At 36.5% G+C, this 15314-nt stretch carries 11 protein-coding genes; all 11 read right to left on the reverse strand.

Going from position 1 to position 15314, the window contains the following annotated elements:
- Positions 1-3: 3 nt before the first annotated feature.
- Positions 4-1041 carry a glycosyltransferase family 4 protein gene (locus A33Q_RS13730; RefSeq protein WP_016255265.1) on the reverse strand — a complete coding sequence of 346 codons (1038 nt, stop codon included), beginning with the start codon at positions 1039-1041 and terminating at the stop codon, positions 4-6.
- 44 nt (positions 1042-1085) lie between these two features.
- Positions 1086-2888, reverse strand: a complete 1803-nt coding sequence (locus A33Q_RS13735) for an ABC transporter ATP-binding protein (RefSeq protein WP_009033433.1) — start codon at positions 2886-2888, stop codon at positions 1086-1088.
- Between the two features lie 30 nt (positions 2889-2918).
- Complete coding sequence (locus A33Q_RS13740; RefSeq protein ID WP_235062804.1) at positions 2919-5198, reverse strand: GumC family protein; 2280 nt, start codon at positions 5196-5198, stop codon at positions 2919-2921.
- A gap of 83 nt (positions 5199-5281) precedes the next feature.
- Positions 5282-6031: a polysaccharide biosynthesis/export family protein gene (locus A33Q_RS13745; protein ID WP_016255266.1), complete on the reverse strand. Its 750-nt coding sequence runs from the start codon at positions 6029-6031 to the stop codon at positions 5282-5284.
- A gap of 187 nt (positions 6032-6218) precedes the next feature.
- Positions 6219-7523, reverse strand: coding sequence for a nucleotide sugar dehydrogenase (locus tag A33Q_RS13750; RefSeq protein WP_009033436.1), 1305 nt, complete (start codon positions 7521-7523; stop codon positions 6219-6221).
- 268 nt (positions 7524-7791) lie between these two features.
- A complete protein-coding gene (rfbA, locus tag A33Q_RS13755) occupies positions 7792-8664 on the reverse strand; it encodes a glucose-1-phosphate thymidylyltransferase RfbA (RefSeq protein ID WP_009033437.1) in 873 nt (290 codons plus the stop codon).
- Between the two features lie 104 nt (positions 8665-8768).
- The gene (locus tag A33Q_RS13760; protein ID WP_009033438.1) at positions 8769-10169 is read right to left on the reverse strand and encodes a UDP-glucose 6-dehydrogenase; all 1401 of its coding nucleotides are present in this window, start codon (positions 10167-10169) and stop codon (positions 8769-8771) included.
- 97 nt (positions 10170-10266) lie between these two features.
- Positions 10267-11076: a glycosyltransferase gene (locus tag A33Q_RS13765; protein WP_009033439.1), complete on the reverse strand. Its 810-nt coding sequence runs from the start codon at positions 11074-11076 to the stop codon at positions 10267-10269.
- A 97-nt stretch (positions 11077-11173) separates the two neighbouring features.
- The gene (locus A33Q_RS13770; protein ID WP_009033440.1) at positions 11174-12847 is read right to left on the reverse strand and encodes a capsule assembly Wzi family protein; all 1674 of its coding nucleotides are present in this window, start codon (positions 12845-12847) and stop codon (positions 11174-11176) included.
- 22 nt (positions 12848-12869) lie between these two features.
- Complete coding sequence (locus A33Q_RS13775; RefSeq protein WP_160169353.1) at positions 12870-14273, reverse strand: right-handed parallel beta-helix repeat-containing protein; 1404 nt, start codon at positions 14271-14273, stop codon at positions 12870-12872.
- A gap of 164 nt (positions 14274-14437) precedes the next feature.
- A complete protein-coding gene (locus tag A33Q_RS13780) occupies positions 14438-15310 on the reverse strand; it encodes a glycosyltransferase family 2 protein (RefSeq protein WP_009033442.1) in 873 nt (290 codons plus the stop codon).
- Between the last annotated feature and the right edge of the window lie 4 nt (positions 15311-15314).

Consider the following 15314-nt stretch of genomic DNA (forward strand, 5'->3'; position numbering starts at 1 on the left):
ATCTTAAGCCTCTATAGCCGATTTAAATTTCAACTCCCAATTTTCATAGTTATGGAAATTATTCAATTCTTCATTTGATAGCACTTCAAATTCCATTTCCCTGAGTTTTTCAAATGATTCGACCCACGCCTGCACTTTGTTAGGTTCATTAACCTTCAAAACGCCCTTGGAGCCTTCAATCACTTCTTCTATTCCTCCATTAATTGAAGTGAGAACCTTCAACCCACACTTTATAGCCTCCACTAGAGATAAACCGAAACCTTCTTTCCAAAGGGAAGTAAAGAAGTAATAGTCTGAAATCTGTAAATAAGTAGACAATCGGTCATGAGAGACTTTACCAATCTGATAGATTTTTGCATTCCCTGTATTTATCTCTCCTGTATTGCCTATGATTATAAATTTGAGCTTTGGATACATTTCTCCAAGTTTCTCTATCACTTTTAGAAAAATATGAAGTCCTTTTGCTGGTCTGGCATTAGCCATCCAGACAACCAATTCATCTTCAGGTTCAAAACCCATTTCTTTTTTAAGCTGAAGTTTTTGCTTGGTTCCCAAAGGAAAAAAGAGATCAGATTTTACACCATTGCCAACAATAAATACTTCCGGGGAAAATATTTTATTTACGGCCATGGATTCCAGATAACCTAAGTTGGTCAAAAAGAAAACTTTGTCAATTTTATGTCCGAATCTTTCAGGTAATTGTAGCTGATGCCCATGATATGAAAATATCAATTCTATGGGACAGGACATTTTGTATTTAAGGCTAGCCAAAGCCTCGCATAGCACTAAATCATCCATCACTACCAGTTTGATGCTTTTTACTCCTTTACCAAGCTTTTGAACCGCACGGATAAAATCCTTTGCTACCCAGTTGCCTAGCTGAAAATCATAGAAAAAAGGATGATACGTAATCCATTTTCTTTTTACACAGACCACATTCTTTTGAGGAATTGAATCCCCTGGGGAAAGAATAAAATCGAAGAATTCAGGGTCATTCTGGATCAAAACAGAAATTCTGTTATTCCAACTACCTAGTTTCACGGAAGGAATTTCAACATTTGAAACAAGAATTTTTAAATCCCTTTTCAAAACTCCTGTAATTCTACCATCCTTTTAAATTTCTTGCTTTTATCAATCAGCTCATCGAATGTCCCCTCATCCTTGATATTACCTTTTTCCATAAGATAAATGGTATCGGCTTTTCTGATCGTACTCAACCTATGAGCGATAATGATTATAGTAAACTTGCCCATCAGGTTGTCAATATTTGTCTGAATTGCCTTTTCTGTTTCGGAATCTAAGGCCGAAGTTGCTTCGTCAAATATCAAAACATCAACATTTTTATACAGCTCCCTAGCAATCGAAACCCGTTGTTTCTGTCCTCCACTGATCAAGACTCCGTTATCCCCAAGGTAGGTATCTTCTCTTTCAGGGAGTCCTGATAAAAATTCTTGCAGGTTTGCCAACTGAATTGCTTCCCCGAAACGTTTTAAATTTAAAGGAGACTTCTCGGCCCATAAGGTGACATTATTAAAAATTGTGTCATTGAAAATGACCGGCTCCTGGGTGATATATCCAAAACGTTTCCTATAAGTGGAAATATTTACATTCTTTCTTGCTGCTCCGTTTACTTCTATTAAGCCATCGGTAGGATTAATCAAGCCAATAATTAAATTGACCAAAGTTGTTTTACCGCTACCGCTTTCTCCAACAAAAGCATATGTACTCAAAGGCCTTAAGTTGATGTCAACATTTTCAAGCACACGAAAACCATTTGGATAGGAAAAAGAGATGGATTTCAATTGCAGACTTTGAATTTGATCTACAGTTGGCTGTTCTTTGATTTGCTCTCTTCCTAGTTTAAAATCTCTTATCAGGTCTACTGAAGCCAGCAGTCCGCCAATATTTGAAATGAAACCTTGCCAACTTCCCTGCAAGGTGACAATGTAATTCAGCGCCCTATAAAGGAAAATTAAACTTAGAAGAATAGATGACATAGTTCCTCCTAATACATTTACCTGAATTAGAATAATCAGAACCACAACTGCAAGAATAATAGGTTCTCTTGCACTGGACATGATAGCGGAGTAAATTCCTATTTTTCTCTGATTATGTTCAATTTTATCTATGACATCCTTCAATTTCAATTTATAGGATGAAAAATAATCAGTAGCCTTAAGGTACTTGAAATTGTATACAGCCTGTACCAAGAATGATTGGAAAGTATTTCCAAGTTTTGATAGACCTATTGATGCTTTTTCAGTATTGGTAAAAAGGTATTTAAATACCAGGTTGGAAAGATATCCGCCAATACTAACCAAAATCGCAAACTGGAAGTTAGAAAGCATAGCCAAACCAATATAAACCAATAGCAAAATTGCATGCTGTAAAGAGTTGAAATAAGCTAAAAAACCGTAGGTAAGTTTGATTCCCTCCGATGCGAGTGTATTTTGGATTTTGCCCGAGTCAAAATTCAAAAACTCCTTGTACCCCAGGTCACTTAGTCCATCTACAAGCTGGTACCTTAACTTTTTCACAAATTGATTCTGAAGTTTGATTTTAAAATAACCATCCAAAAATCTCATAATTGCTTTTAAAACAAAAAGAATGACCATAAATGTAATGACAACATTCAGATTGAGATCAAAACCTAGGCCTTCTATCCAGGTCAGCAAAAACCGGAGTTCACCCATAGAGTCAGCTTCCGCCCCGGTTATGTCGGAACCATCAGCTGCTATTTGGAAAACAGGTATAAAAAGGGCCAGTCCAAAACCATCCAGCAAACCTACCAATAAACTTGATACAAGCAGAATGATGATTTTGTACCCTAAAAAAGAATAAAAAAATAGAAAATGCCGGAAATACTTTTCGAAAATTCTCTTGATCATCTTGGAGATATGTAAACTGAAAATTCTCTCTTATTTTTTATCATCTTCATAGTAGCCATAACCATAGCCATAAGTATACCCATAGCCATATGTAACTTTACTTGAATCTACACCATTAAAGACAGCATAAATATTTTTTAAGTTTTTACTTGATTTTAAACCATTCAATGCCTCTACGAAGGCTCTCTGACTGTAATTTTGCCTAAACAAGAACAGTGTAAAATCAACATGGGCCAAAAGGTCTAATGTTTCACTTACCAAGCCCACAGGAGGGGTATCCAGAATGACAACATCATATTGTTCTTTTAGCTCCTTCATTAGAATGTCAAACCTTTCCGTAAATAGCAACTCCGCAGGGTTTGGTGGAGTTGGCCCCGACACAAGAATATCAAGATTATCAAATTCAGTATGATTGATGACTTTTTTCCAATCCTTTTCTTGCCCACTCAGGTAAGTGGAAAGTCCTTGATTATTAGAGACTTTAAAATCTCCAAAAATCTTGGGTTTTCTCATATCACAGCCAACCAAAATCGTTTTCTTACCGGTCAGAGAGTAAACGGAAGCTAAGTTAATAGCACAGAAAGTTTTTCCTTCACCTGAAATGGTAGATGTCACCATCAGGGAAATTTTATCCTCGTTGGGCTGTAAAAATCTCAAGTTTGCTCTTAATGATCTGAAGCCTTCAGCAATTCCGGATTTCCCATGCTTGAGAACTACCAAATTGTCTGCAGTTTTGTTAAGTAAGATTGTAGCCACCACAGAAGTTTTCAAAAACTTCTCTAGGTATTTGACATCCTCAATTTTTGTTCTGAAAAACTCTCTGGAAAGTACAATTAAAACTGGAAACAAAAATCCCAAAAGAATGGAAGCCATATAATTTCTTACTGGTCTTGGAGCCAACTGAAACCCTCCATCAGCCGGTTCAATGATCTTATTATTAGCTGTATTTGAAGCTTTGGTTATTGCAGCCTCTGATCGCTTTTCCATTAGAAAAGTATACAGGTTTTCATTTAATGTGAATTGTCTTTCAATTCTTATAAGGTTCTGTTCTGTCTGTGGTAGGTTCCTAAAAGAGCCTTCTATTTCTGTAATTCTTCTTTCTAGCTCTGAAATCAGTCGTTGGGCGTTTTGATCAACATTAGTAAGCACCTCTCGGATTGAACTATTAAGGTTATCAATTTTCCTGTTGACTTCTCTAACTGCTGGAGAAATTTCCTTTTGGGTAGCCAGGAGTCTTGATTTTTCAACCTGAAGAGAAAGCAAATTTTCTATTTGTGCATTGAGAATAGGATCTTCAATACCTATACCAGAAGGCACTACCAAATCCCTGTAATTTTCTCTTACTAGATAGTCTTTTAAGCTTTGATAATAAGTCCTTTTGAATTTCTCCTCGCTTAATTGTGATTCAAGTTCGGATAGCTGTCCAAACACAGCAGAACCTTCTGCACTCAAATCAAAAAACCTATTCTGGGATCTAAAGCTTTCCAGTTGTCTTTCGAAAAACCTCAATGAATCAGCTATTCCCGAAACCTGACTGTCTATAAAAGATATGGTATTGGCATACACTTCATTTTTTTCCTGAAGCTCTTTAGCTAAATAAGTCTGCATTAGAGTATTCAAATAAACTTCACCAACAGCTACATTGGTGGTGTTAATGGAGAGGTTCATAATTGAGGCTCCCCTTTCGACCGCAGAAACCTTCAAGGCACTTGAGAACTGATTGGTAAGTGATTTCAGATCTCTTACTTTAAATAGGATGCTCCCTGATTTTTCAGGATCTACTTTGGCGATGTTCAACCTAAAGTGATTTGTCTCAATCCATTCTCCAAATGGAAACTTTTCGGGTTCGGGAATATTTTTAAAAGCGGTTGAAGTTCCATCAGGGAGATATTTGGTATAATTATCATCGTCAAAGGTGAGTGTAAAATGAGTATCATTTTCCCATGATAAATTGACTAGCCCATTGGTCACCTGGGCACTATTCCAGTCGACCTGGATTAGTACAGGGGTATTTTTATAGAGTCTATGATCTATAAAAGTCCCTCTTCTAAAATATTCAACATCAAAATCCAGATTTTTCAAAGTAGCTTCTGCTGTAGGCTTGGATTTCAGAATGATTACTTCGTTTTGAAGTCCTACATTTCCCACCTCTGTGATGCTTGGTTTTTCGAAAAGCGCTAATGCTGATTCCTTCTCTTTAATAAAGAACTTTGAAGTAACATTATACGTGGGTACAGTGGTCTTTGTCCAATAATAACCCGAAAAGAAAAAAACAACTATAGAAAGTAGAATCCAAGGCCATATTTTCATGACTTTTGGTATCAGGCTTTTAATATCAAACGAGCTTTCTGACCGTTCAGAAAATTCGTTTTCATCGAATTCATTCATATAAATTAATTTCTAACAAGTGTTGCTGTAATTGCAATTGCCGTAATGGTAGATGTAATTAAAGTGAGGGTTTGAATAAAGTTGGTGGCAGTACCAACTTCTCTAACTCTCAATGGCTCTGCATAAAGTACATCATTGGGTCTTATAAAATAATACTCAGAACCTAAAATATTTTTATCGTTTAAATTTATTCTATGGATTTGGGATCCATCTGGATATTGCCTAACCAAAACAAGTTCATTTCTCTTAGCAATAATGTTCATATCCCCTGCAGCAGCGATTGCTTCAAAAATAGTAACTCTGTTTTGCAACACAGTCAGCTTTCCGGGGACATTAAACTCCCCCAAAGCACTAAATCTAATTCCTCCGAGTCTTACTCTAACAAAGAACTCATCCTCATTTACATATTTCTTCACCTCTTCTTCTATCAGCTCCTTAGCTTGTTTGGTAGTATACCCTACTAGACTAAGTTCTCCTATTAAGGGCAATTCGACTTTTCCTTCATCATCAAGTGTATAACCATTCATGAAAAAGATATCCCCTCCTCCTTGTCCTCCTCCCATCATTCCCATATTGTTATTGCCATCACCACCAGTTACCACTGCGAAAAGTTCATTCAATTCTGGACTTGTGGTTTTAATATTTATCTCAATGATATCATAGGACTGTAATAAATATTCATCAAATTGATATCTGATTTTCTCACCTGTGAAGATCATTGGATCAGAGTCATCTCCAAAGTCTTGCATGTACATGATTCTTTTGTTGGAAATGCACGAACTGATCAAAAGGAGTACCAAGAAGTGAAGGAATAGGGCTCTACTATTTTTTCTTAACATTTTTTCAAACAAGAATTAGTCGTCTTTGATTTAGATCGTTTCAAATATATGTATTTTTTTCACAAAGAAACTTAATGCTACACTCAGTTAAAACTGCACCAATTTAAAGTCTGGCATCAACTTGGTTTTTATTCAGAAACCCTTTGACATCGAATACTACACAATTCTCACTTTTTTGAATTTGCAGTTTGGAAAACTCTTTATGAGCTACTGCCAAAATAATTGCAGAATACTCATCTAGATTTGGTCCAATTTTACCGCCTAGTATGGTTATTCCATATTCATGCTTTACTTCTGCTTCACTTGCCCAAGGATCATAAACATCAACATCCATGTCAAAAGCCTTCAATTCCTTATAAATGTCAATTACTCTGGTATTGCGCACATCCGGGCAGTCTTCCTTGAAAGTGAAGCCTAGAATCAAAACCTTGGAATCAATGACCTTAAGGTCCTTCCTCATCATATGCTTGATGACCTCAGTAGCCACATGCTTCCCCATACTGTCATTCAGCCTTCGTCCAGCTAGGATAATTTCTGGATGATAGCCAACTTCCTGAGCCTTTTGTGCCAAATAAAAGGGATCTACACCTATGCAATGCCCCCCAACTAAACCTGGCTTAAATTTAAGGAAATTCCATTTTGTACCTGCCGCTTCCAATACTTCATGGGTATCAATACCTAGGAGGTTGAAAATTTTTGACAGTTCATTTACAAATGCAATATTTATATCTCTTTGAGAATTTTCTATCACTTTTGCTGCTTCTGCAACTTTTATGGAAGAAGCCTTATGGGTACCTGCTGTAATAACTGACTTGTACAAAGCATCTACATAGTCTGCCACCTCAGGTGTACTGCCTGAAGTTACTTTGAGAATTTTTGCCACAGTATGCTCTTTATCCCCTGGATTGATTCTTTCTGGAGAATAACCCGCATAAAAATCTTCATTGAACTTAAGACCGGAAAATTTTTCAAGAACTGGTACACACTCCTCTTCAGTCACCCCTGGGTAGACAGTTGATTCATAAATCACCACATCCCCCTTTTTGAGCATTTTCCCGATTGTTTCAGAAGCTTTAAGCATGGGTGTAAGAACAGGCTTGTTATGTTTATCGGTTGGTGTAGGTACAGTTACAATAAAAATATTCGCATCTGACATATCCTGAAAGTCATTGCTTGGTAATAATCCTGGACCAATCAACGACTTCACCAAAACTTTCTTTAAATATTCATCTTCTACCTCAAGAGTTTTATCAATACCACTTGAAAGTTCCTTTACTCTTACGGCATCAATATCATAACCAATGGTTTTATACTTTTTAGCAAACTCCACTGCAAGCGGAAGACCTACGTATCCCAGGCCAATTACAGCTATTTTTACCTCTTCAAGTGGATTTATTGATTTATACATGTTATTAATAATTACAGCTTCGCCCTTTCAGTCCCATCAGGAAAACTTAGCTATTTGACGATTTAACAGACATAAAATTCCCAAACGCTTTCCAGCGAAAGTTAAATTGAATTATAAAGGTGAATGGAGTTATTGTATTAACAAAGGGGAATATACATTCAAATTGAATCGGAAAATTAATTGATTTAAAGAAGCCAACAAAACAATTTAACTAATTCACCAATTAATTGGCAACATTAACAAAATATAAGGATTTCAATTTCTCTATTTATTTGATTTTCTTTTTCAGATACTGGCCATATTCAGTTTTCAATAATGGCTCTGCCAGCACTTTCAAATCCTCTACTGTTATGTATCCCATATCGAATGCAATCTCTTCTAAACATGCTACTTTAAGCCCCTGTCTTTTCTCAATGGTTTGAATAAAATTAGAAGCTTCCAGCATTGATTCATGAGTTCCTGTATCAAGCCAGGCATAGCCTCGCCCCATCAATTCTACTTTCAATTCTTTCTTTGTTAAGTAAACTTGATTTACAGTAGTAATTTCTAACTCTCCTCTTTTACTGGGTTTTATGGATTTTGCAATTTCAACAACAGAATTTGGATAAAAATATAAGCCAACAACCGCATAATTACTTTTGGGATTTTCTGGTTTTTCATCAATGGAGAGTGCATTCCCATCCTTGTCAAAATCAACCACCCCATATCTTTGAGGATCCTGAACAAAATAACCAAAAACTGTAGCCTTGTTTTCGTTCTCTACTGCATGCACAGCATTCCTCAATAGTTGCGTAAACCCATGTCCATAAAATATATTATCCCCTAAAACCAGACAAACATTATCTGACCCAATAAATTCATCTCCAATAATAAAAGCCTGTGCTAATCCATCGGGTCTTGGCTGTTCTGCATAAGATATGGTCAATCCAATATCAGATCCATCACCGAATAATTTTATAAAATTTGGAAGATCTTCTGGAGTGCTGATAATCAAAATCTCTTTAATCCCAGCCAACATCAACGCGCTCAATGGGTAATAAATCATTGGCTTGTCATAAATCGCCAATAACTGTTTCGAAGTACCCTTTGTAATCGGATATAACCTTGTTCCAGAACCTCCTGCTAAAATGATGCCTTTCATCTATATTATGATATTAAATGGTCTCAAATTAAAAATCATATTATACAAAAATCAACATCAAATAAAGAAAAAACTGGCTCATACGTTCGTATGGCCAGTAATTATCAAATATTTGATTTTCCAATTGCACTTACCCGGAAACCAATTTTCTTAAGATCTTGATGTGGTAAAATATTCCTCCCATCAAACAGCTGTGCGGGTTGTAGCATTGCATTATATATTTTAGACCAATCGTATGAAACAAATTCATCCCATTCGGTCAACAAGGCTATAGCATGCGAATCCAAGCAAGCTTCATAGGGATCGTTAACAACAGTTACATATTTTCTATTATCTTCTGAAGACCTTGTGTTGAGGTAGTCTAAATCAGCATAAATTTTCTCTGCACTAACCTTAGGATCATAAACACAGATCTGGGCTTGCTCATTCAAAAGATGATCTGCAACATAAATAGCTGCTGACTCCCTCGTGTCATTAGTATCTTTCTTGAAAGCCCATCCCAGGAAAGTTATTTTCTTTCCATTAACAGTGTTATACAAAGACCTAATTATATTTTTTGCGAATCTTGCTTTTTGATGATCATTCATTTTGATCACCTGCTCCCAATAATCAGCCACTTCATGCAAACCATAACTTCTGCTGATGTAAACCATATTGAGAATGTCTTTTTGAAAACAAGAGCCACCGAATCCTACAGAAGCTTTTAAGAATTTTGAGCCTATTCTGCTATCAGCACCTATAGCTCGGGCAACTTCAGAAACATCAGCCTCTGTGACTTCACACAGTTCGGAGATTGCATTTATGGAAGACACCCTTTGTGCCAAAAACGCATTAGCGGTCAACTTTGAAAGCTCAGAAGACCAAACATTAGTAGTCAGGATTCTATCTTTTGGAACCCATGATGCATAAATTTCTACCAATGCATTAATTGCCTCTCTTCCTTCCGGGGTATCATCTCCTCCGATCAATACTCTATCTGGGTCAAGCAAGTCTTCCACGGCAGTTCCTTCGGCCAAAAATTCAGGATTAGAGAGGATCTGGAACTTTAAACCATTACCGGTATTGTCCAGAATATCCTTTACTGCTTGGGCTGTTCTTACAGGAAGGGTAGATTTTTCCACCACGATCTTATTCTTTTCAGAAGCTGCCGCGATCTGCCTTGCACAAAGTTCAACCCATTTCAAATCTGCTGCCATTCCCTTTCCCTCACCGTAAGTTTTGGTAGGAGTATTTACCGAAATAAAAATCATTTCAGCTTCCTTGATTGCCTTGTTGACATCAGTAGAGAAAAACAGATTTCTTCCTCTCGCTTCTGCCACTACTCTATCCAGACCTGGTTCATAAACCGGAAGTTTATCCAGATCTTCACCATTCCAGGCATCTATCCTGGCCTGATTGATATCTACTACTGTAACTGTAATTTCAGGACACTTCTGTGCTATGACTGCCATGGTTGGGCCACCTACGTAACCCGCACCAATACAGCAAATTTTAGATACTTTCATTTTGGAATTTTAATTTTAATCTATAAAAAACTCTATTTAGTAGAGCAAAAATTTTATTTCAATATTTAGTTGACAATATTAATAAAAGTGAGTCAGATTACCGCAATACATGTTGGTAAAAGTACCTTCTAAGAAAATTGGGTAGTATCCTCACACTTCCTCTAATAAAATAGTTTCTCATAAATTCAAGTTCAGAGATAAATCCAATTCTTAAAAAATCTTTTTGGACCGCTACTTCATTTTTAAAATATTCAATACCTCCGCGTCTTCCGAATAGCTCATTGTCAGCTCTCATAAACAAAAGTACTGTTGGAATATTAGCAATTTTAAAACCCGAATTCAACAATCTACCCCAAAGGTGATAATCCTGCTGAAACCTAAAGTTATCATAACTCCCTACAAACAGCACATCTTCTTTCCTATACATGACAGTAGGATGATTGAGGGGGCATCTCTTTTTGGCAAACTTAAACAACAAATCAGGTTCGGAAGGCAAAGTCCTGTAAGTATTGATGTTGTCAAGCTCTGCTGAAAATTCAGCAATCCAACTCCCCACAACAGAAATCTGAGGGTTGTTTTTAAGATAATTAAGCTGCATTTCAAATCTTTTTGGATGTGAGATATCATCTGCATCCATTCTTGCGACTATTTTTTCAGAACATGCCTCTAAACCCAACTTTAAGGAATACCCAAGGCCAAGATTTTTTTTATTGATAATCCTTTTAATCGGAAGCTTATCTTCCCACAAACTAACTACTTCTTCAAGCTCCGAAGTAACTTCCCCATCCTGAATTAAAACAATTTCTGAAGCTTGAACAGTTTGGTTTTTTAAACTTTCTAATGCGTCATCTAAATACTTGGGGTCGTCTTTTGAATAAAAAGACATTAAACAAGAAAACTTATCCATTCTCTAAATATTTGATTTTGGATGATTTAGTACAAATCTACAACATTGATTTTAAGTCGAAACGATTGTAGCAAGAAATATGCTACATGTCATTTAATTATTTTCTTTCTTTTTTTATAAAATAAATTAAATGAACCTGAGAATACACAGAAAACAAATTCAATCCTTTTGAAAAAGTCTCTTGACGTGAATCGGCCAATTGCCATTGGTAATTGTGACCATTAATCATTTGCACTTTTGATCCCAATAGAAAATTGTTCCACTTTTGATCCCAAAGAAGTCCCACACTTAAATCAATCCATGGTTTAACTGAATTTTGCTGACCGAATGCACGATAATAGAAGTCTTGATGGTTTTCAAGTCTCTCTATGAGAACACCTTTTTTGTTTATTCCATCAACTAAAGCAAACTCAATTGTCTGTGAATTGGATCCTACCCCAATTCCAACTCCTAATGGCTGTCCATAATTGACAAAGCCTCGTGAATTCCAATGGGTATGCCAAGTCACATTTCCTCCCAATCCAAGATACCTTATGTACCTATTTACTGACTCTTGTTGATGGACAATCTCACCTCTTACCTGCAAATCATGGCTGGAATTTTCCAATGAAAATATTTTATTGAACCCTACAAGGTATGCCCTTGCATGTTCGGGGTTTAGAATAAACTCCCTCCAATTCAATGCATGGTCTCTCCTTCCATATTCAAAATATAATTCAGTTTTAGCTTTTTTATTCAAATACCTTATAAATCCGGTAAGTTGTTGATCTCTACCTTCTCCATCTCTATCAAATCCGAAATTTTCTTTTTGAAATGGATCAAAAATCGGAAACAGGTTTCTTAACCCTGGTTCCTTAGACTCAGAGTATTGCTGATAAGACCTGTTGACCCCTACAAATAATCCATCTACCCATTTTGGAGAATATGTTATGCTAAGTGCGTTGAGAAATCTCCAGTCTCCTGTAAGTCTACGACCAAACTGTCTGTTTAATTCTGGATGTTGAGTAGCAGGTAACATTGAATTTTCCAATCTACCTACCACAAGCTGCCCCTCAAAATTGCCCAAAAAAGTCTTAGCTGGCTTATGTGTTTTTAAGGTGATATGAGGAAATCCTTGAGCATTATTACTAAAAATAAGCGCATTAAATTGACCTGGGCCCCACCAGATATTTTCTGTAGATATACCTGCTTCGAAAGCTCCAAAAACTGCTGAGACCTTGGACTGTCCCCACCAATAATTTAATGATGGACCACTTCCAAACCTTTCAGGGAAATCCCCTGTATTCCAAAACCTAAACCTACTGAAAGTAATATTATCGGAAAAAGTATTCGGAAAACCTTGGAATCTGCGGTTTTCTGCAAAATGTAACTCTGGCTGAAACCTAAACCTTAAAAACTTATATTTCCCTGAAACACCTCCGCTTAAGTACGTCTGAAAACCAACATTTGGGTGCATTATTCCATTACCCCATCCATAGGGTCGCCTGGAGTTAAAAGCCGTAGAATTAATGACAGGCAATACACTTATTTTAAAGTCTTTATCCGTTCCACGAGTCTGTTCATCCCGGAATAGATCAAGGTATTCGAATGAACGGATACTCTCACCACTCATAGGTCTCAGTAAAAATGATCTTTCCGCAGATGAAGTATCCATTAATTGAAGTCTTCTTTCATACTCCTCCAAGACTGGAAAGCCCGCCGGTATATCCTGTCCATTAGCAATGGTCAAAACAGAAAAAAATAATAAAAATAAAAACCTGGCTCTGAACATCCCTTCTTTCTACTTGACTTGATCAATCATTATTTCTGATCCTGTGGTTTCTATTTTGGCTATTGCTTATGATGTTGATCCGACCGATTTTATTATTAGAAATTTCGGCCTCCTGAGCTCTGTTTAAAGTCAGTTCACCTTTAATTTCATTATTTTTTATAACAGCACCCACCAATCTATGAGAGGAAGTTTTGGCGTTAGTAAGTAAACTATCAACACGGTTTTTTTCAATATAAACATCTCTTTCTCCTTCAATGTAAAGGGAAGCCCTCCTAGTATTGTGTGCAATATTGTTAATAATGTATAAATCTCTCAGCCTCGCCCGGCTTTCAAGTTCCTCTGTTCTCAAATTGGCCAAAGAGGTACTCCGTATCCCATAATTGTTATCTGAACAGTCGTTTTCCTCCACCCTTATATTTTCAAGTGGAGCCTGTAGATAGATCCCAGCATTCGTTGTATCTTTTTCATCCTTTGAGTTTCCGATGCAGATATTTTTCTTAATTACATTGTTAAACCCTAAATACGGATCTCTTTGCATCTTTGGATGTTCAAAAAGGTTTGAAGTATAGCTTGCAAGTTTGATTCCTGATCTATGGTTTTCAGAGACATTGTTATTTTCAATTAGGCTACTGTCACCTTGAAAATAAATACCATGTTCACCTGACTTGGTAATGTCATTGTGATGAATATGCAGGTTGGTTACATTTCTTTGCGCCAATATCCCATCGGCACCAGAGTGATGGTTAACATCATTTTCAAAAATATGGTTGAAAGCAATTTCTGAACCATTAGATGAGGGTCTCAGAAGTAATCCTGTAATACAATGACTCACTGAACAATCTAAAATCTTATAGTTCCCTTCCAAACTGGCTCCGATTCTACCATTTACGAACTCACATCTTCTCACTTGATTTCTTTGCCCTTGAGGGTTTCTGATATATAAAAACCTATCTGAATAGATTACCCTATTGGAAGTACTCTTATTGGCTTTATAAAACTTACAGTTTTCTACCAAATTATCATTTCCATCTAATTCCAACAATCCACGACAAAAAGTTTTCTCGAAAAAACTCAAACCTGAGACTATATTTCCATTTCCATTTATCCTTAACGTTCGGTCATTCTGCCCTGGTTTTGGAATTATCGTGCCTACACCCCAAAAGTATTGGTCATCGCTATGGATCACATCTGCAAATTCAAATTCACCCTCTGGGAAATACACAGCATATTCAGGTTTTTTTTCTGAATGATTGATTTCAATGATCCTTTTTACTTTTTGTTCTGGTAAATCATCACCTTTTATCCAATCTAAATTTATAGAAGTGGTCTTCAAAAGCTTCCAATCACTCTCTTCTCTTTGATATAAGCCATCCTCTTCATTTCCAGCCCAAAGCAAGGCATATTTATACCCATCAATTTCCGACATCTCATTTTTGCTTTCAATAAAAAAAACCGGTTCAGAAATTAAGTCCGGTCTAGAGGAGGAGGATAAATTGGATGACTTTATATTAATACCGTCACATGAAGGATAAAAAAATACTCCAGCCGCAAATAAATTTGATTTTAACAAAAAGTTTCTTCTATTCATTTTCAAAATGGTTTGTCTGCTGATACAATCAAGAACAGTGTTTTGAACGAAGGTTTAAGCCAAAATGATCTTAGGATCCATGGAAGAGCCTCTCTAAAATCTCTGCTTCTGACTGATTTTGCTATTCTAAATAGAAACACCCCTTCTCTCTTCTTCAGTGAAATACCATTTGATAGAAAATCTTCCCTATATTTTTTCATCAAAATCTTGCTGGCCTTTTCCTGATTATTTCCAGAAGTACTGATTTGCCCTGCTTTTTTCTTTTTGTTGACGGTATAATTGACATGGTAGGCACCATCAGCTTTTACTAAGGATTTACGACACACCCTTATCCAGAGGTCATAATCCTGCATTGCGGGGAGACTTTCATCAAAACCTCCAGCCTCAAAAAAAGCTGAACTACGTATAGCAACGGATGATGTGGTACCTATAATATTGTATTCCAGTATTTTTGGATACAACATACCAGACTGTGAGCAAGTAATCTTGTATTGAACTCTAGACTTATCATAATCGTAGACAACAAGCTTCCCTGAATATACGAGGCCAATTTCCTTTTCAAATTCAAGAATTTTGCTTTGCACTTCAATCTTTTCAGGAAGCCAGGTATCATCATCGTCCAAAAACATCAAAATGTCACCGCAAGCTAGCTGAGCTCCCCGGTTGCGCGAATAATTTGCACCGGATTTCGTCTCATTATGCAAGACTTTGATTAAAGCACTTGAATTTGAAAGTTCCTCAAAAATCGCTAGTCTATCTCCATCATTGACAATGATAATTTCTTTAGGCAGCACCGTTTGAGCTAAAACACTATTTACTGCATCCTTAAGGTCATTTTCCCTATTGTAGGTGGGTATGATTACGCTTATTGTCAAATAG

It is taken from the genome of Indibacter alkaliphilus LW1, assembly GCF_000295935.2.
GTDB classification, from domain to species: domain Bacteria; phylum Bacteroidota; class Bacteroidia; order Cytophagales; family Cyclobacteriaceae; genus Indibacter; species Indibacter alkaliphilus.

What these genes read in the sequence shown, in the direction of transcription:
- A33Q_RS13765 (WP_009033439.1), bottom strand. Translation starts at nt 11,076, where the DNA reads ATGGATAAGTTTTCTTGTTTAATGTCTTTTTATTCAAAAGACGACCCC.
- A33Q_RS13745 (WP_016255266.1), bottom strand. Translation starts at nt 6,031, where the DNA reads ATGTACATGCAAGACTTTGGAGATGACTCTGATCCAATGATCTTCACA.
- A33Q_RS13775 (WP_160169353.1), bottom strand. Translation starts at nt 14,273, where the DNA reads ATGTCGGAAATTGATGGGTATAAATATGCCTTGCTTTGGGCTGGAAAT.
- A33Q_RS13750 (WP_009033436.1), bottom strand. Translation starts at nt 7,523, where the DNA reads ATGTATAAATCAATAAATCCACTTGAAGAGGTAAAAATAGCTGTAATT.
- rfbA (WP_009033437.1), bottom strand. Translation starts at nt 8,664, where the DNA reads ATGAAAGGCATCATTTTAGCAGGAGGTTCTGGAACAAGGTTATATCCG.
- A33Q_RS13735 (WP_009033433.1), bottom strand. Translation starts at nt 2,888, where the DNA reads ATGATCAAGAGAATTTTCGAAAAGTATTTCCGGCATTTTCTATTTTTT.
- A33Q_RS13760 (WP_009033438.1), bottom strand. Translation starts at nt 10,169, where the DNA reads ATGAAAGTATCTAAAATTTGCTGTATTGGTGCGGGTTACGTAGGTGGC.
- A33Q_RS13770 (WP_009033440.1), bottom strand. Translation starts at nt 12,847, where the DNA reads ATGTTCAGAGCCAGGTTTTTATTTTTATTATTTTTTTCTGTTTTGACC.
- A33Q_RS13740 (WP_235062804.1), bottom strand. Translation starts at nt 5,198, where the DNA reads ATGAAAATATGGCCTTGGATTCTACTTTCTATAGTTGTTTTTTTCTTT.